Genomic DNA, 19,765 nt, shown 5'->3' on the forward strand with positions numbered 1-19,765 from the left:
CGTGTGCAGGTCGATGTCGGCGGGGACGGGTTCTCCCGCGCTCTCCAGTTCGGCGGCACTCACAGCGCCGTCCTCCCGAAGACCGCCATCGGTTGCTGCGCCACTGCATCTCCTCGTCGACGTGGTCCGCGGAGCCTCCGCGTGTGCCTTGATCCGCCGAGGACCCGTCACGGAGGTCCGATGGAGCGCCTGCGCACCCCCGGTCCTCGTCGACCTTGACGAGTCATCCGGCGACATCGATACTCGGATCTAGCGAACGCTAAGTCAAGGCGATCGGCAGACAGCTGTCAGACATCGTCGTGAACCCAGAAGTGCACGGGCGAACAGCCGGGGAGTGGTGCCGTTCATGGAACCAGCCGGGTCGACAGGTGAACTGCTCGTCGGCGGACACGGGCTCGCCCGCACACCCTCGTCGCCGGTCACGGTGGACGCGGCGATCGTCGGGCTCGGCCTGACCGATGTCGGCAAGGTCTACGGCCGGACGGCGCCCGACTTCGCTGCGGATGCGGTCCGGCGAGCGGTGGCTGACGCCGGACTCGGCCTCGGCGACCTCGATGGCCTGCTCGTCAGCACAGGGACCACCGGAGACGTGGACGTCTCCCTGCAGCAGCGGCTCGGTCTGCGGGACCTCCGGCTGCTGGCCTCCGTACAGGCGTTCGGCGCCACAGCCGGCGCGATGGTGGCGCAGGCCGCCCTCGCCGTGTCCACCGGAGTGGCGTCGGCGGTCGCCTGCGTCTTCGCCGACGCTCCTCGCCGGCCCAAGGAGTCGGCCGGGGCCGCGTACGCCGCACGGCGCCGCTACCCGCTCGCCGGCCTGGGCGCCCTGCGCACCATGGCTGGAGCCAACCCCACCGTGGGCTACGCGATGGCAGCGCGACGCCACATGGAGACGTACGGCACGACCAGTGAGCAGCTGGGGGCCATCGCGGTCGCCCAACGACAGTGGGCGATGATGAACCCGCTGGCCGAACAGCGCTCGCCGCTGACGCTGGCAGACCACCAGGGCTCCCGTCTGGTCGCTGAACCCCTGCACCTCTACGACTGCTGCCTCGTGTCGAACGGCGGCGCCGCCGTCGTCGTCACCAGCGCGGCACGGGCGGCCGACCTGGCTCAGCCACCCGTGCACGTCCTCGGATTCGGCTTCGGGCACCCGGGCGGGGCCACCGACCGCAGTTCTCAGTTCGGCCTGCGGACCGGTGCCGCGATCGCCGGCCCGGCGGCCCTGCGGATGGCGGGCGTGAGCGTCGACGACGTGGACCTCCTCGAGATCTACGACTGCTACACGTACACCGTCCTGGTGACCCTCGAGGACTACGGGTTCTGCGAGAAGGGCGACGGGGGCGTCTTCGTCAGCGACGGCCGCACTGCCCCTGGCGGCAGCCTCCCGGTCAACACCGGAGGAGGACAGTTGTCGAGCTACTACCTGTGGGGCATGACGCCCCTGACCGAAGCCGTCATCCAGGTGCGGGGACAGGCGGGCGACCGCCAGGTGGCGAAGCGGGACGTCGCCATGGTCAGCGGCAACGGCGGAGTCCTCGACCACCACGCCTCGCTGGTCCTGTCGCCCCACCGGGGTGGTTCGCGGTGGTGACCCGGGTGCACAGCTCCGCAGGCCGGACCACGATCAACGGACCGACGGTGACCGCGGACGACGCCAGCGCGGACTTCTTCGATGCAGCCGCGGCCGGCACCTTGATGCTGCGGTGGTGCTCGTCGTGCGACGGGTGGGCAGCACCGGGCACCGACTGGTGCCCGCAGTGCCCCGGGCAGGAACTCCAGTGGCGTGCCGCTGCCGGCACCGGCGAGCTCGTGACCTGGGCGGTCGCGCACAACGCGCCGCACCCTGCCTTCGCCGACGACCTGCCGATCGTCTCGGCGATCGTCGAGGTCCGAGAGGGCCCGTGGTTGAACCTGCGCGTGATCGGGTCCACCTCAGCACTCAGCGTGGGGGCGGCGGTCGAGATCGGCTTCGCGCATCCGGACGAGGGTGCCAGCTACCCGGTCGCCGTCCTGCCGAGCGACGGAGGCGCCTCGTGACGCACGGCAGCGAGACCCGCGCGGACCGCCGGCCCATGGCCGGGCTGCGCGTGCTGGACCTGACCTCCAACGTCGCTGGCCCGCTCGCCGGCCAGGTGATGGCGGACCTCGGCGCCGAGGTGATCAAGGTCGAGCCGCCGGAGGGAGAAGCAGGCCGGCGCATCCGGTCGACCATCCCCGGTCAAGAGGAACTGATGCCCTACTTCCTGCCGCACCACCGGGGCAAGAAGTCCGTCGTGGTCGACCTGCGCACGTCCGAGGGCGTCGAGACGCTCCGCACCCTCACGGCGACTGCCGACGTCTTCATGCAGGGGTTCCGTCCGGGCTACCTGGACCGCCTGGGGCTGGGTGCCGATGCGCTGCGGACGGTCAACCCGCGCCTCATCTACGCCTCACTCTCGGCCTACAGCGGCACGGGGACCCAGCGGCAACGGCCAGGAATCGACGCCCTCATCCAGTCCGAGGCTGGACTGCTCACCGGACTGGTGGGGGAGGAGGGGCGCCCCCTCCTGCCGGCGCCGACGTTCGTGGATGCCAGTTCGGGTCACGCCCTGGCTCAGGGCGTGCTGGCGGCGTTGCTGGCGCGGGAGCGCTTCGGCCACGGCGACACGGTCGACGTGGCGCTGTACGACGTGGCGATCAGCCTCCAGGCGCCGTTCGTCACCCGCCAGCTGAACACGGCCCCCGAGCACGCCCACCTCACCGCGGACGGGCGGGGATCGGTCGCCGTCACCCCCTCCGGCGCGTTCCGCGCGAAGGACGGGTACCTCATGCTCTTCGCCTACGTCCCCAAGCACTGGGCGCTGCTGGTCGAGGCACTCGACCGCGCGGACCTCGCCACCGATCCGCGCTTCATCGACCAGTTCCACCGCACGCGCCACCGCGGGGAGCTCACCGAGGAGCTCGAGGCCAGTCTCGGTCAGCGGACGGTGGCTGAGTGGAGCAGGCTGCTCACGTCGCTGGGTGTGATGGCCTCACCCCCGCTGACCTGGGCAGACGTGGTGACCTCCGACGCCTTCCGCGAGGCGGAGCTGGCGATCGCCGTGGACAGCGACCACGGAGAGCAGACCGCCGTGCGGATGCCGGTGCGGTACGCGAGCTTCACGCCGGGCGGTGGCGGCCACGTGCCCGCTGTCGGCGAGCACACCGAGCAGGTGCTCGGAACGCTGCCTCTCCGAGCGGGGAGCGCCTCGTGAGCGATCCCGCGGTGCTCGTCGACCAGCAGGGCGCGACGCTGGTCGTCACCCTCAACCACCCGCACGTCAGCAACGCAGTGGACCTGGAGATGGCGCTCGCCGTCGCCGCGGCGATGGACCGGCTCGACGAGGACTCGTCGCTGCGGGTCGGCGTGATCACCGGAGCCGGCAAGCACTTCTGCTCGGGGATGGACCTCAAGGAGTTCTCGCGGGGCCGACGCCCCTTCGTCGAGGGACGGGGGTTCGCCGGGTTGGTCGAGCGGCCGCCGGCCAAGCCACTGATCGCCGCCGTCGAGGGTGCCGCCGTGGCAGGGGGCTTCGAGATCGTGCTCACCTGCGACCTGGTGACCGCCGGTGAAGGCGCGTTCTTCGGTCTGCCCGAGGTCAAGCGCGGGCTGATCGCCGCCGGCGGCGGCCTCCTCCGGCTGCCGGAACGGTGCCCGCGCAACGTCGCGACGGAGCTGGCGCTCACCGGCGGACGCCTGTCGGCGGAGCGGGCTCACGCCTTCGGACTGGTCAACCGGCTCGTCCCGCGCGGCGAGTCGCTGGACACGGCGCTCGCGCTGGCCGAGGAGATCTCCGCCAACGGGCCCCAGGCGGTGCGCGCCACCAAGGAGACGTTGACGGTGACCCGCGGCCTGCCGTTCTCGGAGGCCTTCGAGCTCCAGGAAGTGATCGCGAACCAGGTGCGGACGTCCGACGAAGCCCGGGAGGGGGCACTCGCGTTCGTCGAAAAGCGGGCTCCCTCATGGGCGCCGGCTCCGACCACCACAGCATCGACGAATCGAGGATGAGTGTCTGAGTCAGTGAAGTCCGGTACGCCCGCGACGAGGTCCCTCGCCGACGTGTTCGCGCTCCAGTCCCAGCAGCGCTGGACCACCGCCCGGTCGTCGGCGGCCGAGCGCAAGGACAAGCTCCAGGCCCTGCGGGCCGCCGTGCTCGCGCACGCCGACGACGCGGCCGACGCCCTCTACGAGGACCTGCGCAAGCCGCGGGAACGGCCGCTCATGCGTGAGGTGGCCCGGGTGGTCAGCTACGTCGATGACGCGCTGGCCCACCTCGACGAGTGGATGCAGCCTGAGGTGCTGCCCGACCGCAGCACCGGCGTGGAGTCCCTGGTCCGCTACGAGGCCAAGGGCGTGGTCTCCCTCTTCGGCCCGTGGAACTTCCCGTTCCAGCTGACACTGGCCCCGCTCGTGCCGATCCTGGCCGCGGGAAACACCGCGCTGGTCAAGCCGAACGAGATGACCCCGGCCACCTCGGCGTTGATCGCCCGCATCCTGAGGTCGACGTTCGACGACAGCGAGGTGGCCGTCTTCGAGGGCGGGATCGACGTCGCCAACGAGCTCCTCGACCTCCCCGTCGACCACATCTTCTTCACCGGCAGCCCGGCGGTCGGCCGGATCGTGATGGCGGCTGCCGCCAAGCACCTGGTCCCCGTCACCCTCGAGCTCGGCGGGAAGTGCCCGGCGATCGTGGACTCGACCACCGACGTCGCCCGCGCCGCGTCGCAGGTCGCCCGGGGCAAGCACCACAACTCCGGCCAGGTCTGCCTCGCGCCGGACCACGTGTGGGTCCATGACGACGTGCGCGAGGAGTTCGTCACGCACTACCTGGAGTGGGTACGCGGCCACCTGTACGACGGCGACCAGCTGGACGAGTCGAAGTGCTCCCGCATCGTCAACCAGCGGAACCTCGACCGGCTGCAGGGCTACGTGACCGATGCCGTCGAGCGCGGCGCCGAGGCGCACAGCCTGGGAGGGACACCCAGCGACGGGATGTTCATGGCCCCGGTCGCGCTCGTGGGCGCACCGCTGGACTCCGAGGTGATGCAGGAGGAGATCTTCGGGCCCGTGCTGCCGATCATCCCGTTCACCGATCGCGCGGAGGTCGTGCGCCAGCTGCGGAACTCGCCCAAGCCGCTGGCCATGTACCTCTTCACCCAGGACGACGAGCTGGCCGAGGACCTGATCGCGTCCTCGTCCTCCGGTGGCGTCACGGTGAACGGCTGGGCGACGCACTTCGAGGACGTGCGGCTGCCCTTCGGCGGCGTGGGCCAGAGCGGGATGGGCCGCTACCAGGGCAAGGCCGGTTTCGCCGAGCTCTCCAACCACCGGGCCGTCGTCCGTCAGGCCGAGGTCTCCTTCGGCGGCCTGATCACTGATGGCTGAGGGCCCGCCGGCTCCCGTGGGTTGCATGCTGACGCGCGAGCACGACGTGGCGGTGGTGACGATCTCCGACCCGCGCCGCCGCAACTGTCTGTCCGCAGCCGTCCGGGACGACTTCCTCGCCGTCTTCGAGACGCTCTCGGCGGACCCGAGCTGTCGCGCGGTGGTCCTCACCGGCGCCGACGGCTACTTCACCGCCGGGGCCGACGTCGCAGAGATGGCCGCGTTGAGCACCGAACAGGCCGTGGGCAACCTCGCGAGCCTGCAGGCTCTCGTGCTGGCGGTGGCCCGGCTCCCGGTCCCGGTCGTGGCCGCGGTGGAGGGTGGAGCGGCCGGTGGCGGCCTGTCGCTGGCGATCGCCTGCGACATGGTCGTCGTCTCCTCCGCGGCCCGTCTCGTCCTCGGCTTCGAGCGGCTCGGGCTGGCGCCGGACCTCGGGGGTCTGTACCTCTTCGAACGCCGGATGGGCCTGGCCGCCGCGCGTCGGCTCGCGTTCCTCACCTCGTCGATCGACCCGGCCGAGGCTGTCGAACGTGGCCTGATGGACGAACTCGTGGAGCCCGGCGGAGCGCGCGCACGAGCCGTGGCCCTTGCCGCGGAGATGGCGACGCGCTCCCGCACGGCCAACGCGGTCATCAAGGAGATGCTGGCGGACCCCCCGCACTCGCTCGCCGCGGCGATGGAGACGGAGCTGCGGCTGGGCGCGCGGATGTACGAGTCCCCGGAGTTCGTCGAGGGAACCCGCGGTCGCCGGTGACCGGGGAACGGCCCGGCCCGGCCCGGCCCGGCCGGCCTCGCATCGCGGTGCCCCTGCCCCACCCGTGCACCACAAAGCTGAGAGGTGACGAGATCACGATGGACAAGACCGCCGCGAGCGCGACCGAGGCGATCGCCGACATCCCGAGCGGTGCCTCGATCGCGGTCGGGGGCTTCGGGCTCTGCGGCAACCCGATGTCCCTGATCGAGGCGATCCTGGCGCGTGGCATCGACGGCCTGTCGATCGTCAGCAACAACTGCGGCGTCGACGACTGGGGTCTGGGCGTCCTGCTGGCGGCGCGCCGGATCCGGAAGATGACGGCGTCCTACGTCGGCGAGAACAAGGAGTTCGAGCGGCAGTTCCTGAGCGGCGAGCTCGAGGTCGAACTGACTCCGCAGGGCACGCTCGCCGAGCGGTTGCGCGCCGGCGGCGCCGGCATCGGTGGCTTCTTCACCCGCACCGGCGTGGGCACCCAGGTGCAGGAAGGCGGCCTCCCGCGCCGGTACGACGGGGACGGCAACGTGCTCGAGGCATCACCCGCCAAGGACACGCGCACCTTCGACCTCTTCGGCTCTCCGGCGACGTTCGTCCTGGAGGAGGGGATCGCGACCGACTTCTCCCTCGTCCACGCACGGCGTGGTGACCGGCACGGCAACCTCGTCTTCCACCGGTCCGCCCGGAACTTCAACCCCCTCGCCGCGATGGCGGGGCGGATCTGCATCGCCCAGGTGGAGGAGCTCGTCGAGCCGGGCGAGCTCGATCCTGACTCCGTCCACCTCCCCGGCGTCTACGTACACCGGGTGCTCGAGGTCGGGACCGACATCGAGAAGCGCATCGAACGGCGCGTCGTCCGCTCGGAAGGAGCCTGAGATGGCCCTCACCCGCGACCAGATGGCGGCCAGGGCGGCGCTGGAACTGCGTGACGGGTCCTACGTCAACCTCGGCATCGGGCTCCCGACCCTGGTGCCCAGCCACGTGCCCGCGGGCATCACCGTCACCCTCCAGTCGGAGAACGGCGTCCTGGGCATCGGCGACTTCCCGACCGAGGCGGAGGTCGATCCCGACCTGATCAACGCGGGCAAGGAGACCGTGACGCTCAACCCGGGCGCCTCCATCACCGATTCGGCGACGAGCTTCGCGATGATCAGGGGCGGCAAGATCGAGGCTGCCATCCTGGGCGGGATGCAGGTCTCCGTGGCTGGGGACCTGGCGAACTGGATGGTCCCGGGCAAGATGGTCAAAGGCCCCGGTGGAGCGATGGACCTCGTCTACGGTGCCGCCCGCGTCATCGTGCTCATGGAGCACGTGGCCAAGGACGGCTCGCCGAAGATCGTCAACGAGTGCTCTCTCCCCCTCACCGGCCGCGCGGTCGTGGACCGGGTCATCACGGACCTGGCGGTGATCGACGTGACCCCCGAGGGTCTCGTCCTGATCGAGCTCGCGCCGGGGGTGGACGTCGAGGAGGTCGTCGCGGCGACCGAGGCGCCGCTGATCGTGGGCGCCTCGGTGGGCTCGACCGTGCCCGCTGTCCGGCAGCTGCAATGACGGCCACCGTGGCCGAACGACCAGATGACAGGACAGGTGGATGCACGTGCGCGCAGTCGGAGTGACCGAGTTCGGTGGGCCAGAGGCCCTGCACATCGTCGATGTCCCGCCCCAGCCACTCAGCCCGGGGCACGTCCGGCTTCGCGTGCGGGCGGCGGCCATCAACCCGACCGACACGCAGTACCGCGCCGGCGCGTACACGGCTTACTACCCGGACGAGACGGCACCGTGGATCCCGGGTATGGACGCTGCGGGTGACGTCGTCGACGTGGGGGAGGGCGTCGACCACCTCGCCGTCGGCGACCTCGCCATGGCAGTCGTCGTCCCGCACGGCGCGTACTGCGAGGAGTTGGTGCTGCCGGGTGCTTCTGTCGTCAAGGCGCCGGCCGGCGTGGACGCCGTCGCCGCATCGACCTTGCCGATGAACGGGCTCACTGCCCGTCTCGCCCTGAACCGGATGAGCTTGCGTCCCGGTCAGGTGCTCGCCGTGACCGGGGCGGCCGGCGCGTTCGGCGGCTACGTCGTGCAGTTGGCGAAGACCGAGGGGCTCACCGTCATCGCCGACGCCGCCGAGAGCGACGAGGAGCTCGTCCGGAGCCTGGGTGCGGACATCGTCGTGCGGCGAGGGGACGACGTGGCCGACCGCATCCGTGCGGAGTTCCCCGACGGCGTCGACGGTCTGGCCGACGGGTCGGTGCAGGGTCCGCTCGTCCTCCCTGCGGTGAAGGACGGCGGCGCGGTCTCGACCGTGCGCGGGTACGCGGGGGATGAGCAGCGCTCGGTACGGGTGTTCCCCTGCCTGGTGCGGGAGATCTCCCAGGACCGGGCGGCGCTGGACCGTCTCCGGCATCTGGCTGAAGACGGCGCCGTCACCTTGCGGGTTGCCCAGACGTTCCCCGCCGAGCAGGCGTCAGACGCCCACCGGATGCTCGAACGAGGCGGGATTCGAGGCCGCTTGGTCCTCACCTTCTGATCCACGCACGTCGGGTCGGACACCCCCGAGGCCACTCGCCACAGCTGGGATCCGGAGCTCGAACGACGGCCGGAGGTCCGTGCAGGCTCGCTCACCACATGGGAGGTCATCGATCCTGGGACGGCGGCCCACAACGATCTTCGCTTAGACTCTGACTAGCGATAGATAATATTTGGGGGAATCGGTGGTCGAAGCCGTCGTGGCGGTACCGGGGACGTCCGTCTCTGACGGCAGTTGGCGCACACGTGAGGGGCTGCCGCTGCCGCCGATCCTCGCAGCTGCTCTCGCCAACCTCCAGGAGCACGGTTACCACGGGACGACGGTGCGCGGCATCGCCTCGGGCGTGGGCCTCACGATGCCATCGCTGTACTACCACTACGGCAACAAGGAGGGCATCCTCTTCGCCCTGCTCGACATCGCGATGGACGACTTGCTCGCCCGGATCCGTGATGGTCTGGAGGAGGCAGGCAGCGGCACGGAGGCGAGGCTCGCGAACTTCGTCACCGCGGTCGCGCTGCACAACACGCGCCGGCGTGATCTCGCGAAATTGCACGACGAGTCCCGCTTTCTCGGCCCGGAACTGCGTGAGCAGTACATCGCGAAGCGGAGCGTCGTCGACGACACGTTGATCGGTCTGCTGGACGAGGGCGTCGAGGCGGGCTTGTTCGAGACCGAGGACGCTCACTTCACGTCCCGGCTCGTGCTCGGCATGTGCAACAGCATCGTGGACTGGTACAGCGCGGCCGGCAGCTCGACTGCGGAGGAAATCGCCGAGCGGTACGCGCAGAGCGCCGTTCGCCTGGTCACGGTCAACGCGTCGAGCTGAGACCCCGCCCGTTCCGCCAGGGTGCACGATGCGCCACACCGCCGGATGTGGTCGACGCCCGGAACGCCCGCTCGGCGACGTACCGACCGACGAGGAGAGGCCACCCAGGCGCACGGTCTGGGTGGCCTCTCCTTGCATCCGTGCTCGAGGCGAGACGGGGCCGGCGGTCGTCTCGCTCTCCCAGCGGCTGTGCCTCTACTGGCCGGCGTTTGCGGTGAGCGCGTTGCCCTCGTAGTCGAAGGTCCCCAGCTCGTCGTCCACGATGGGGTCCGGGTTGCGGCCCGGCATCACCAAGTGCCCTGCGTCGACCGGCAGGGTTATGCCCGTCACGTGCTGGGACTCGTCGGAGGCCAGCCAGATCGCCGCATCGGCGATCGCCGACGCGGGGAGGATCGGCCGACCGCGCAGCAGGTGCCAGTTGCGCGGGCCGTTGACGGTCTGGTGCTCGATCTGCTCATCGGTCAGGTCGCGCCCCGACTCACCGGCCAGCTGCCGCTGCAGCGTGGGGTTGGTCGTGATGGGAGCGAAGACCGGCCCTGGCAGGAGGGTGTTGACGCGGACGTTGTCCGGTCCGAGTTCGAGGGCGGCCTGTCGCATGAGGCCCACGACACCGTGCTTCGACGCCGTGTAGCTGATGTTGCCGTAGCCGCCTTCCACGCCCTGTACAGAGGCAGTCAGGATGATGCTCCCGCTCCTCGCCGCGATCATCGACGGGGCCACCGCCTTGATCGTGTGGAACACCCCGGTGAGGTTGACGTCGATGACGACCTGCCATGCCTGCGCACTCATCTCCACCAAGGGCGAGTACGTGTGGATGCCCGCGTTGGCGACCGCGATGTCGATGCGCCCGAACTCGTTCACCGTGCGCTCGGCCACGGCGACCATCGCCGCTTCGTCTCGCACGTCGACGACCTCGGCGAGGCAGCGGCGGTCCGCCCGTTCGATCAGTGCGCGGGTCTCGTCGAGATCGGCCTTCGAGGCCATGTCGTAGTCCAGGCCCTCGATCGGCCCGCAGACGTCGAGGATGACGATGTCGGCGCCCTCCGACGCGAACTTCGCAGCGATCGCACGCCCTTGGCCTCGCGCTCCGCCGGTGATCAATGCGGTGCGCCCAGTGAGACGGCCCATGGTCGTCACAGTCCTTCCGTCGAGTCCTCGATGCCCGGCGAGCCTGTCCGTCCCAGGTAGGTGACGCAGGTCGGGGTGCCGGTGGCGGGAAGGTATGCGTGTAGTGAGCGCTAGGTCAAGGGGAAGTAGCCCGACCTCAGGTGTCGCCTCCTCGCCCGCTGGTGGCGACCGGGGTACCCGCAAGAGTGGCCTGCACGGAGTCTTGACTGAACGCTCGCTACATCCTACGGTCAGTGAGCCACGTCTCATCAGGAACCAGCACCGCCGCTCGGTAGGCGGGCCGTTCCGAGACGCCTTCCTCCCGCCGAGGGGGGACCAGAGCTGGAGGGGAGGAACCTCGTGAACGCGACAGCGATCGTCACAGGCGGATGCGGCGGCATCGGCGCGGCCACCGCGTCCCGGCTCGCAGCCGACGGCTTCACGGTCTACTCGACGGACCTCGCGGGCGCCATAGAGGCGGCCACGGAGGCCGTCCTCGCGACCGCCCACCACCGCCTAGTCCACGACGTCGCCGACGAGGACAGCTGGGCCGACGTCGTCGGACACGTGCTGTCGATCGAAGGCAGGGTCGACGTGCTGGTCAACAACGCCGGGGTCGGCAACATGGCCACGGCGGTCGATGAGATGGTGGCCGGCTGGCACCGGGTCATCGGCATCACCCAGATGGGCGTGTGGCTCGGCATGCGCGCCGTCGGGCCGATCATGGTCGAGCAGCGCGCCGGGTCGATCGTCAACGTGGCGTCGATCTTCGGCTCTTCCGGCGGGAAGGGTGACATGTTCGCCTACCACGCCGCCAAGGGCGCCGTGCTCAGCATGACGAAGAGCGCAGCCGTCCTGTGGGGCCCGGATCAGGTCCGGGTCAACACGGTCCAGCCTGGTTTCGTCCAAACTCCGTCGCTCGAGCGGAACGCCGATGCAGCACGGGTCGAGTGGATGACGACCAACGCGCCCCTGGGCCGGGTGGCGACCGCAGCGGAGGTCGCGAACGCCATCGCGTTCCTCGCCGGTCGGGAGTCCGGGTTCATCACCGGTGCGGACCTCGTCGTCGACGGCGGCTGGCTGGCGCGCTGATGACTCCCTGCTCTCCGAGCGCAGACCAGCACGCAGCCCCAACGGGCCGTGATGTCGCAGGGTCGGCGTCCCTCCGTGGATGACGTCGGCGTAGTCCCGTGTGCCAGTCCGACCGCGCGGTCGGCTGATCAACAGCAGATGAAGGAGATCGATCTCGGTGGCTGACGTCCAGGGAACGTGTGACGCGAAGTTCGAGGCAGTCCGCGAGGCCTTCCAAGCGAACTTCGACAAGGGGCTGGACCTCGGGGCCTCGGTCGCCGTGGCCGTCGACGGGCAGCTCGTCGTCGATCTCTGGGGTGGCCTGGCCGACGAGGCGGGGCGCCCGTGGGAGAAGGACACGATCACGAACGTGTGGTCGACGACCAAGACGATGGCGGTGCTGTCCGTCCTGCTGCTGGTCGACCGGGGCGACGTCGACCTCGAGGCGCCGGTCGCGCGCTACTGGCCCGAGTTCGCCGCCGCGGGCAAGGACGGCGTCCTGGTCCGCCACATCCTGAGTCACACCTCCGGCCTGGCCGGCTGGGACGAGCCCCTGCAGCCGGCCGACCTCGGTGACTTCGAGCGGCTGTCGTCGCTCCTCGCCGCGCAGGCCCCCTGGTGGACACCGGGCGACGGTTCGGGCTACCACGGCTACAGCCACGGGTTCCTGATCGGTGAGCTCGTGCGTCGGGTGACCGGCCAGACGCTCGCCGAGTTCTTCCGCCGCGAGCTGGCCGAGCCGTTGGGTGCTGACTTCCAGATCGTCGCGTCCGAGACCGACTACGACCGGATCAGTCCCGTCACCCCACCGCCGCCTCCCACCGAGGCGCACGCCGGCTTCGAAGACCCCAACAGCGTCGCGGTGCGTGCTCTGACGAACCCGCCCATGGGCGGCGATGCCGCCAACACCGAGTGGTGGCGTTGTGCGGAGATCGGTGCCGCGGGCGGGCACGGCAACGCGCGATCGGTTGCGATGGTGCAGCGTCTGCTGTCGGCCGGGGGTGAGGTCGACGGACGGCGGTTCCTCTCCCGCAAGACGTGCGAGGCCGTCTTCCCGCTGCAGGCCGACAACGTCGACCGGGTGATCGGTGTGCACACGAAGTGGGGCATCGGGTTCGCCCTGCGGTCGCCGGGACTGCCGCTCCCCGTCAACGACTCGACGTACTACTGGGGCGGATGGGGTGGTTCCTTCGTGACCAACGACCTCGGTTCCGGCATGACAGTCGCGTACGTCATGAACCGGATGCAGAACGCCATCGTCGGCGACGAGCGCGGCGTCCCGCTGTTCGAAGCCGCCGAACGGTCGCTTGCCGGCACGGCCTGATGTCGCACATGCCCAGGACCGGTACCCCTGCGCGACCGGGCCAGAGAACGGAGACACCATGACGCTCACCAGCACCGGCCTCGTGGGCGTGGTCAAGGACCACATCGACGCGATCAACGCCTTCGACGTCGACCGGATCATGGCCACCTTCCACGACGAGGCCTACCTCAACGACTTCAACCGGGAGATCAGGGGACCTGATCAGATCCGCCGGTTCTTCCAGGTGGAGTTCGTGGGCGACCAGATCACCATGGAGGTCGTGACCGTCGCTGATCACTTCGGCGATGTCATCGTCACCGCAGTGTTCGACGGGACCTTCGACAGGACGATGCTCCCGGACGGGGAGGCGCCGCTGCTCACGACCTACTACGCCGTGCGTGACGACAAGATCACGAGCCTCTTCATCATGTCGAACGCCCCGTGGCCCGGCCCGCCGGCTCGGCTCCTGGAAGAGCCGCCCCGGCCGTTCGACCCCGCCGTGGACAGGCCGGCCGTCTGGCCGTACGGCGACAGCGGACCCGCGCAGTAGAAGCCGTCCAAGAGGCCTGGCGAGGGCCGATCTGATGCGCGCCAGGGGGCGGGCGGGCGATCCGTCACTGATGAATCGCCCGCCTGTCCCGACGCGCGTCATGGGGGCGAAGCGCCTGGTCGACGAAGCCATTGACGGCCGACATGTTGCTGTTCCAAGCCCTGACCGTGAAGGAGAGCCGACACCGTGTTCCTGGGAGTGGGGCGAAGCCCTCGGCCTGAGGACGGCGCGGACCGCGACCGCTTGGGTCAGGTCGTGCCGGTAGGAATTCGACCGTGAGGACCGACTCGGTCGCTGACGGCGGGGGTTCCCTGATGCGGGCACTGCGCTTCCACGCATTCGGGGAGGCGCCGCGTGTGATGGACATCGAAGTCCCGGTGCCCGGTCCGGGGCAGGTGCTGCTCAGAGTCGCAGCCGCGGGGGTGTGCCATTCCGACGAGTGGATCATGAGCACCCCGCCCGAGAACTGGGCTGCAACCGGAGCGCCCTTCCCGATCACGCTCGGCCACGAAGCCGCGGGCGAGGTGATCTCGCTCGGCGCCGGGGTCGAGAACGTCGCGATCGGTGAGTCGGTCCTGGTCTACGGCCCATGGGGCTGTGGGCGCTGTGCGTCCTGCGCTGCGGGCAGTGAGAACTACTGTCGCCGGCCGGGAGGGCCCCGGCCGCCGGGCATCAAGGTCGACGGAGCCATGGCGGAGTACCTGCTGGTCCCCGCTGCACGCCACCTGGTGCCGCTGGGTGACCTCGACCCCGTCGCCGCGGTCGCCCTCACCGACGCAGGGCTGACGTCGTACCACGCGATCCTCGAGTGCATGCCGAGGCTGCGGCCCGGGTCCACGGCGCTGGTGCTGGGCGTCGGGGGTCTTGGTCACCTCGCGGTCCAGATCCTCCGGGCCGTTGCGCCCGGGGTCAGGGTGATCGCCGTCGACGCGCGGCAGGACAAACTGGACCTCGCCGTCGAGGTCGGCGCCCACCATGCGCTCCTCGCGGGACCTGGTGCGGAGGAACGGGTCCTCGAGCTCACCGCAGGGTCGGGTGCGGACGTGGTGCTGGACATGGTGCGCGTCCAGCCCACCGTCGATCTGGGCCGTCGTGTCGTTGCCCAAGCGGGCGTGATCTCACTGGTCGGAGCCGGCCCGGGGGTGCTCGAGGTGGCTGTCGGTCGGCTGCCGATGGGCGTCTCGGTGCTCAGACCGTTCTGGGGGACCCTCGCCGAGCTGTGGCAGGTCGTCGAGCTGGCGCGCGCGGGCTTGATCCGCACCGAGTTCGAGGTCCATCCGCTGGAGGCTGGCCCGGAGGTCTACGAGCGGCTCCGCGCCGGCGACGTGCGGGGTCGCGCGGTGCTGGTCCCCGGACGCGACGGGAGTGGGTCGACCCGACCTGCCGGCTGAGCACCCGCGCCGCCGGCAGGCGCCGTGTCACCCCGGTGTGCCGGTGCGCTCATGGGCGTGGCCAAACGGGTGAGTTCGTGCAACGACGTGGTCCGTCGAGAAGTCGTGCGCCGAGATGGGGTCCTGCGCCCCGTGCGCCAGTGCGGCGGCGAGCCGGCCGCGCAGTCCGAGGCTCGGCGTGGTCCAGCGCGGACGCCTGGGCCGGCGTGCCCCCCGGGCGATGGGTGGACCCGCGGTCCGGAATGGCCCGGAATTCGTATGCGTCGTCCTATTGACTGAACGCTCGCTACACAATAGCTTTGTGATCGCCGTCATAACGGGCCGATCGGCCCGAGACTCCCCGCACCGTGACGCACCGTGCGCTGGGCAACCCCTTCCTGGAGGTCATGCATGTCGCATCCGAGTGAGATCCTCTCCGCCCCACGGTTCGACGCCGTCGTCGTCGGCGCCGGGTTCACGGGCGTCTACGCGCTGGAGCGTCTGGTCTCCATGGGGCTGAGCGTCAAGCTCATCGAGGCCGGTTCCGGTGTGGGTGGCACCTGGCACTGGAACCGTTACCCGGGGGCGCGGTTCGACTCGGAGAGCTACTCGTACGGCTACTACCACGACCAGGAGCTGCTCGACAGCTGGGACTGGTCGGAGAAGTACGCCGGCGCACCGGAGATCGAGCGGTACCTGAACCACGCGGTCGACCACTGGGGCCTGCGCGAGCACATCCAGCTGGACACCAAGGTCGTGGGCGCCGTCTACAACGAGGCGACCAAGGAGTGGGACATCAGCCTGTCGACCGGCGAAGAGGTGCGTTGCAAGTACTTCGTCCCCGCCGTGGGCCTGCTCTCGGCGACCTACACGCCTCCGTTCCCGAACATGGAGTCCTTCGAGGGCCAGCTCCACCACACCTCGCGCTGGCCGCACGAGCCGGTCGACTTCACGGGGAAGAAGGTCGCCGTCATCGGGACCGCCGCGAGCGGGGTGCAGATCATCCCGAAGATCGCGGAGGTCGCGGAGACGCTGACCGTCTTCCAGCGCACGCCGAACTGGGCCACGCCGCTGAACAACCACCCGCTCACGAAGGAGGACATGGCGTCGATCCGAGCCAACTTCGAGGAGATCCGGGCGAAGATCGACAAGACCTGGATGGCCTTCCCGCACGAGGGGCCGGACCCGCGTAACACCTTCGACGTGTCGGAGGAGGAGCGGCTCAAGAAGTACGAGCAGCTCTACCGCCAGGGTGGCTTGAGCAAGGTCTCGGACAACTTCGCCGACATGGCACGCAACCCCGAGGCGAACGCCGCCTGGTCCGGGTTCATCGCCGACAAGATCCGTGAGCGGGTGAAGGACCCGGTCGTCGCGGAGAAGTTGATCCCCAAGGACCACGGGTTCGGCGCCAAGCGGCCGCCGCAGGAGACCAACTACTACGAGGCCTACAACCGGGACAACGTCGCGCTCGTCGACCTGCACGAGACGCCGATCGTCACCTTCACCCCCGCCGGGATCGAGACGACGGCGCTCGACTTCGACTTCGACATCATCGTGCTGGCCACCGGGTTCGACGCCGTGACCGGCGCGCAGCTCAACCTGAACATCCGCGGTGTCGACGGACTCGAGCTCAGGGACGCATGGGGCGAGGGCCCGATCACCCTGTTCGGCGCGCTCGTGCCCGGCTTCCCGAACCTGTTCATCACCGGCGGGCCGCACGTCGGCGTCGGCAACGTGCCCCGGGCGACCGAGCACCAGGTGAACTTCATCATCGCGGCCATCGCCAAGGCGGAGGCCGAGGGCGCCACCACCGTCGCGGTCACCGACGAGGCGGCACGCGCGTTCGTCGACCACGTGCTCGATGCGGTCGCGGCGTTGGGGGGCAACCTCAACTACAAGAACAACTGGTACACCGGCGGCAACATCCCCGGCAAGGTGCGGGTCTTCTCGCAGTACTCCGAGGGCGTCCCCGAGTACCGGCGACGCATGGAGGAAGACGCCGCCAAGGGCTTCCCGGGTGTGGTCTTCGCCTGATCACCTGCTCCGCTGCGGGGCGTGGTGACACGCCCCGCAGCGGACAGCGGGGGCACGGCCCTCGTGGTCCTCGGGTCCCGAGGCCACTTCCAGCTGGTCGCGACGGCGCCCAGCACCACAACCGGTCCACCACGAGAGGAGGACACGTGTCTGCACCCGAGGAGAACGCCGCTTCGCCGGCCTGCGCACTCCAACTGCGTTCGATCAGCAAGACATTCGGTGCTCAGCGGGCCCTGGACCACGTCGACCTCGACGTCCGGTCCGGCGAGATCCACGCGCTGATGGGACCGAACGGATCGGGCAAGTCCACCGTGGTGAAGGTGCTGGGGGGCTACCACCACCCCGACACCGGCACGGCCCTGGTCGGCGGTCGCCCCTTCCAGCTGGGCGCGGCCAAGGCGGCGGAGCTGGCAGGACTGCGCTTCGTGCACCAGGACCTGGGTCTCGTCGAGGACCTGTCCGTCGCGGACAACTTCCACCTGACTGCCGGCAGGGGCAGGTGGACCGTGCCGCTGTCGAAGAAGAAGGAGGCCGAGAGCGCAGGTGCGGCCCTCCGGGAGTTCGGGTACGACATCGACCCGGGTCGTCGAGTGGAGAGCCTGACCTCCGCGGAGAGGACGGCGGTCGCCATCGTGCGGGCCGTGTCCGGTGGCGTGGGCGACCCCGAGCTGCTCGTCCTCGACGAGCCGACGGCGTCGTTGCCGCATGCCGACGCCGAGATCATGTACGGGGCGCTGCGGGGGCTGGTCGCCAAGGGTCGATCGGTGCTCTTCATCTCCCACCACCTCGACGAGGTCTTGGCACTCGCCGATCGGGTCACCGTCCTGCGGGACGGACGCAACGTCGTGACCCGTGACACGAACGGCCTGGACAGCAGTGAGCTGGCGGCCCTAATGCTCGGCCGTGCCCTTGCCGCCGACGAGGCGCGCGAGCACGAGTCCGCGTCGACGCGCGGACGGGACGGTAACCCCGTGCTCCTCGTCGAGGACCTGCGCACCGCCGCGGCACAGGGCGTCGGCTTCGAGGTCTACAGCGGTGAGATCGTCGGCATCGCCGGGCTGACCGGTTCAGGTCGCGAAGAGCTGGCTCCCGCACTGGCCGGGCAGATCGACCGTCAGGGCTCGATGACCGTCGACGTCGTCGCGGTGAAGCCCGGCCGTCCGAGGGCGGCGCTGGCCGCAGGAGTGCAGTACCTGCCGGCCGAACGACGTCGCGACGCACTCTTCGCCGGTGCCTCGATCCGCGAGAACACGGTGATCTCGAACCTGGACAGCGTCAGCCGGTTCAAGCGCGTCGTCCGCAAGCTCGAGCGGACCGAGACCAGCAAGTGGATCGACGTCCTGGACGTCCGGCCCGGGCAGGTGGAGAAGTCCGCTGTCGAGCTCTCCGGTGGCAACCAGCAGAAGGTGGTCCTCGGTCGTCTTCTCCGCATGGACCCCCGGGTGCTGGTCCTCGACGAACCCACCCAGGGCGTGGACATCGGAGCCAAACTCGCCATCCACCAGCTGGTCCGGCAGGTCGCGGCCGGAGGTGCAGCTGTCGTCGTGTGCTCCTCCGACGAGAGCGAGCTCGCGGCCCTGGCCAACCGGGTCCTGGTGATGAAGAAGGGGCGCATCGGGACGGTCCTGGAAGGCGCCCAGATCACGGCAGAGCGCATCGAAGAAGAGCAGTTGGCGGTGTCCGCGACGGCTTCAGCGAGCCCGTCACCACGAGGCAGAGGACTGGTTGACCATGAGTGACGGCACCGCACTGCGGCGGACGGCATCACTGTTGAGCGTGCGGCGGATCAGTGTGATCTACCTGCTCGGGGTGATCGTCCTGATCTTCGGCATCACGATCCCGGACCTCTTCCTCTCCTCGGTGACGGCGCAGGTCGTCGCGTCCAGCCAGGCCGTGGTCATCCTGATCGCGCTGGCCGCGATGCTGCCGCTGATCGCCGGCGAGTTCGACATCACCGTCGGTACGAACATGGCCTTGTCACTGGCGATCGTGTGCCAGCAGAGTCAAGCGCACCCAGAGCGGAGCCTGTTCGCCGTCTGCGTGGTGGCGGTGCTGGTGTCCGGCCTCGTCGGTCTGGTGAACGGCTTCCTCGTGGTGAAGCTCCGGTTGAACTCGTTCATCGCCACGCTCGCGATGAGTCAGGTGCTGGCCGCCATCGCGCTGAAGATCTCCGACAACGAGCAGATCCGTGGCACCTTCCCACCGGGCTTCAGCGACTTCGGGCAGGCCAAGCTGGCGGGCATCCCCGTACCGCTGCTGTGCTCCGTCGTCGTCGGCCTGGTCCTCTGGTACGTGCTGGACTGGACCAAGCTCGGGCGCCAGCTCTTCGCGACGGGCATGAACCGCGAGGCAGCCCGCCTCTCCGGCGTCCGGACGGACGGGCTGATCATCAGCTCGTTCGTCACCTCGGGTCTGATCAGCGGTGCAGCCGGCATCGTGTACGCCACGCAGGTCGGCACCTTCTCCAACTCGGTGGGTGCGCCGCTGCTGTTCCCGGCCTTCGCGGCGGTCTTCCTGGGGGCGACCCAGTTCAACCACCGGCCCAACGTCTGGGGCACCTTCCTGGCCATCATCACGCTGGCTCTCGGCGTGCAGGGCCTGCAGCTCTCGCTCACCTCCGGCGGCTTCTGGATCACGCCCCTCTTCAACGGGCTGGCTCTGATCTTCGCGGTCATCTTCAGCGCCCGTCAGGCCAGTCAGTCGGAGAAGGCATCGAGCGACGGCAAGGCGTCGATCGACGAGCCGCCGGCTGTCGCACCTCCGGACGGTGCACTGCTGTCGGAGACAGCGGCGTCCAGGCGCGCTACCACCGGCACCTCGTAGCCCCT

18 protein-coding genes are annotated in these 19,765 nt (G+C 69.8%); 17 read left to right on the forward strand and 1 reads right to left on the reverse strand.

What is annotated here, in order from left to right:
* Positions 1 to 334: 334 nt before the first annotated feature.
* The 10 genes from HL054_RS06260 (at position 335) to HL054_RS06305 (ending at position 9,502) form a co-directional block, all read left to right on the forward strand.
* Positions 335 to 1,591: a thiolase family protein gene (locus HL054_RS06260; RefSeq protein WP_369137982.1), complete on the forward strand. Its 1,257-nt coding sequence runs from the start codon at positions 335 to 337 to the stop codon at positions 1,589 to 1,591.
* A gap of 5 nt (positions 1,592 to 1,596) precedes the next feature.
* Positions 1,597 to 2,037, forward strand: coding sequence for a Zn-ribbon domain-containing OB-fold protein (locus tag HL054_RS06265; protein ID WP_369137983.1), 441 nt, complete (start codon positions 1,597 to 1,599; stop codon positions 2,035 to 2,037).
* Entirely contained in the window at positions 2,034 to 3,233 is a 1,200-nt protein-coding gene (locus tag HL054_RS06270) for a CaiB/BaiF CoA transferase family protein (RefSeq protein WP_369137984.1), read from the forward strand. The genes HL054_RS06265 and HL054_RS06270 overlap by 4 nt, the downstream gene beginning before the upstream one ends.
* Entirely contained in the window at positions 3,230 to 4,027 is a 798-nt protein-coding gene (locus HL054_RS06275; RefSeq protein ID WP_369137985.1) for a crotonase/enoyl-CoA hydratase family protein, read from the forward strand. The genes HL054_RS06270 and HL054_RS06275 overlap by 4 nt, the downstream gene beginning before the upstream one ends.
* Positions 4,028 to 5,404, forward strand: coding sequence for an aldehyde dehydrogenase family protein (locus tag HL054_RS06280; protein WP_369137986.1), 1,377 nt, complete (start codon positions 4,028 to 4,030; stop codon positions 5,402 to 5,404).
* Positions 5,405 to 5,429: 25 nt separating this feature from the next.
* On the forward strand, positions 5,430 to 6,158 hold the full coding sequence (locus tag HL054_RS06285) for an enoyl-CoA hydratase/isomerase family protein (protein ID WP_369137987.1): 729 nt from the start codon (positions 5,430 to 5,432) through the stop codon (positions 6,156 to 6,158).
* 98 nt (positions 6,159 to 6,256) lie between these two features.
* Entirely contained in the window at positions 6,257 to 7,027 is a 771-nt protein-coding gene (locus HL054_RS06290; RefSeq protein WP_369137988.1) for a CoA transferase subunit A, read from the forward strand.
* Position 7,028: 1 nt separating this feature from the next.
* Positions 7,029 to 7,703, forward strand: a complete 675-nt coding sequence (locus HL054_RS06295) for a 3-oxoacid CoA-transferase subunit B (RefSeq protein ID WP_369137989.1) — start codon at positions 7,029 to 7,031, stop codon at positions 7,701 to 7,703.
* Between the two features lie 61 nt (positions 7,704 to 7,764).
* Positions 7,765 to 8,676 (forward strand): quinone oxidoreductase family protein, encoded by a 912-nt coding sequence (locus HL054_RS06300; protein WP_369137991.1) that lies wholly within the window; start codon positions 7,765 to 7,767, stop codon positions 8,674 to 8,676.
* Positions 8,677 to 8,860: 184 nt separating this feature from the next.
* Complete coding sequence (locus HL054_RS06305) at positions 8,861 to 9,502, forward strand: TetR/AcrR family transcriptional regulator (protein ID WP_369137992.1); 642 nt, start codon at positions 8,861 to 8,863, stop codon at positions 9,500 to 9,502.
* Positions 9,503 to 9,697: 195 nt separating this feature from the next.
* On the opposite strand, the gene HL054_RS06310 is transcribed toward HL054_RS06305, so the two are convergent.
* The gene (locus HL054_RS06310) at positions 9,698 to 10,630 is read right to left on the reverse strand and encodes a mycofactocin-coupled SDR family oxidoreductase (RefSeq protein ID WP_369139071.1); all 933 of its coding nucleotides are present in this window, start codon (positions 10,628 to 10,630) and stop codon (positions 9,698 to 9,700) included.
* Between the two features lie 339 nt (positions 10,631 to 10,969).
* On the opposite strand from HL054_RS06310, the gene HL054_RS06315 reads away from it, so the two are divergent.
* From HL054_RS06315 to HL054_RS06345, 7 genes are all read left to right on the forward strand, one after another.
* Complete coding sequence (locus HL054_RS06315; RefSeq protein ID WP_369137993.1) at positions 10,970 to 11,701, forward strand: SDR family NAD(P)-dependent oxidoreductase; 732 nt, start codon at positions 10,970 to 10,972, stop codon at positions 11,699 to 11,701.
* A gap of 157 nt (positions 11,702 to 11,858) precedes the next feature.
* Positions 11,859 to 13,004, forward strand: coding sequence for a serine hydrolase domain-containing protein (locus HL054_RS06320; protein WP_369137994.1), 1,146 nt, complete (start codon positions 11,859 to 11,861; stop codon positions 13,002 to 13,004).
* A gap of 58 nt (positions 13,005 to 13,062) precedes the next feature.
* Complete coding sequence (locus HL054_RS06325; RefSeq protein ID WP_369137995.1) at positions 13,063 to 13,533, forward strand: nuclear transport factor 2 family protein; 471 nt, start codon at positions 13,063 to 13,065, stop codon at positions 13,531 to 13,533.
* Positions 13,534 to 13,847: 314 nt separating this feature from the next.
* Positions 13,848 to 14,924 (forward strand): NAD(P)-dependent alcohol dehydrogenase, encoded by a 1,077-nt coding sequence (locus HL054_RS06330; RefSeq protein ID WP_369137996.1) that lies wholly within the window; start codon positions 13,848 to 13,850, stop codon positions 14,922 to 14,924.
* Between the two features lie 390 nt (positions 14,925 to 15,314).
* A complete protein-coding gene (locus tag HL054_RS06335) occupies positions 15,315 to 16,937 on the forward strand; it encodes a flavin-containing monooxygenase (protein WP_369137997.1) in 1,623 nt (540 codons plus the stop codon).
* Positions 16,938 to 17,083: 146 nt separating this feature from the next.
* The gene (locus HL054_RS06340) at positions 17,084 to 18,676 is read left to right on the forward strand and encodes a sugar ABC transporter ATP-binding protein (RefSeq protein ID WP_369137998.1); all 1,593 of its coding nucleotides are present in this window, start codon (positions 17,084 to 17,086) and stop codon (positions 18,674 to 18,676) included.
* Positions 18,669 to 19,760 carry an ABC transporter permease gene (locus HL054_RS06345; RefSeq protein WP_369137999.1) on the forward strand — a complete coding sequence of 364 codons (1,092 nt, stop codon included), beginning with the start codon at positions 18,669 to 18,671 and terminating at the stop codon, positions 19,758 to 19,760. The genes HL054_RS06340 and HL054_RS06345 overlap by 8 nt, the downstream gene beginning before the upstream one ends.
* Positions 19,761 to 19,765: the final 5 nt, after the last annotated feature.

Source organism: Modestobacter versicolor (assembly GCF_041028285.1).
Lineage (GTDB): Bacteria > Actinomycetota > Actinomycetes > Mycobacteriales > Geodermatophilaceae > Modestobacter > Modestobacter versicolor_A.

Coding starts and splice junctions, on each gene's coding strand:
- HL054_RS06285 (WP_369137987.1), top strand. CDS start 5,430: ATGCTGACGCGCGAGCACGACGTGGCGGTGGTGACGATCTCCGACCCG.
- HL054_RS06290 (WP_369137988.1), top strand. CDS start 6,257: ATGGACAAGACCGCCGCGAGCGCGACCGAGGCGATCGCCGACATCCCG.
- HL054_RS06295 (WP_369137989.1), top strand. CDS start 7,029: ATGGCCCTCACCCGCGACCAGATGGCGGCCAGGGCGGCGCTGGAACTG.
- HL054_RS06310 (WP_369139071.1), bottom strand. CDS start 10,630: ATGGGCCGTCTCACTGGGCGCACCGCATTGATCACCGGCGGAGCGCGA.
- HL054_RS06325 (WP_369137995.1), top strand. CDS start 13,063: ATGACGCTCACCAGCACCGGCCTCGTGGGCGTGGTCAAGGACCACATC.
- HL054_RS06330 (WP_369137996.1), top strand. CDS start 13,848: ATGCGGGCACTGCGCTTCCACGCATTCGGGGAGGCGCCGCGTGTGATG.
- HL054_RS06335 (WP_369137997.1), top strand. CDS start 15,315: ATGTCGCATCCGAGTGAGATCCTCTCCGCCCCACGGTTCGACGCCGTC.
- HL054_RS06345 (WP_369137999.1), top strand. CDS start 18,669: ATGAGTGACGGCACCGCACTGCGGCGGACGGCATCACTGTTGAGCGTG.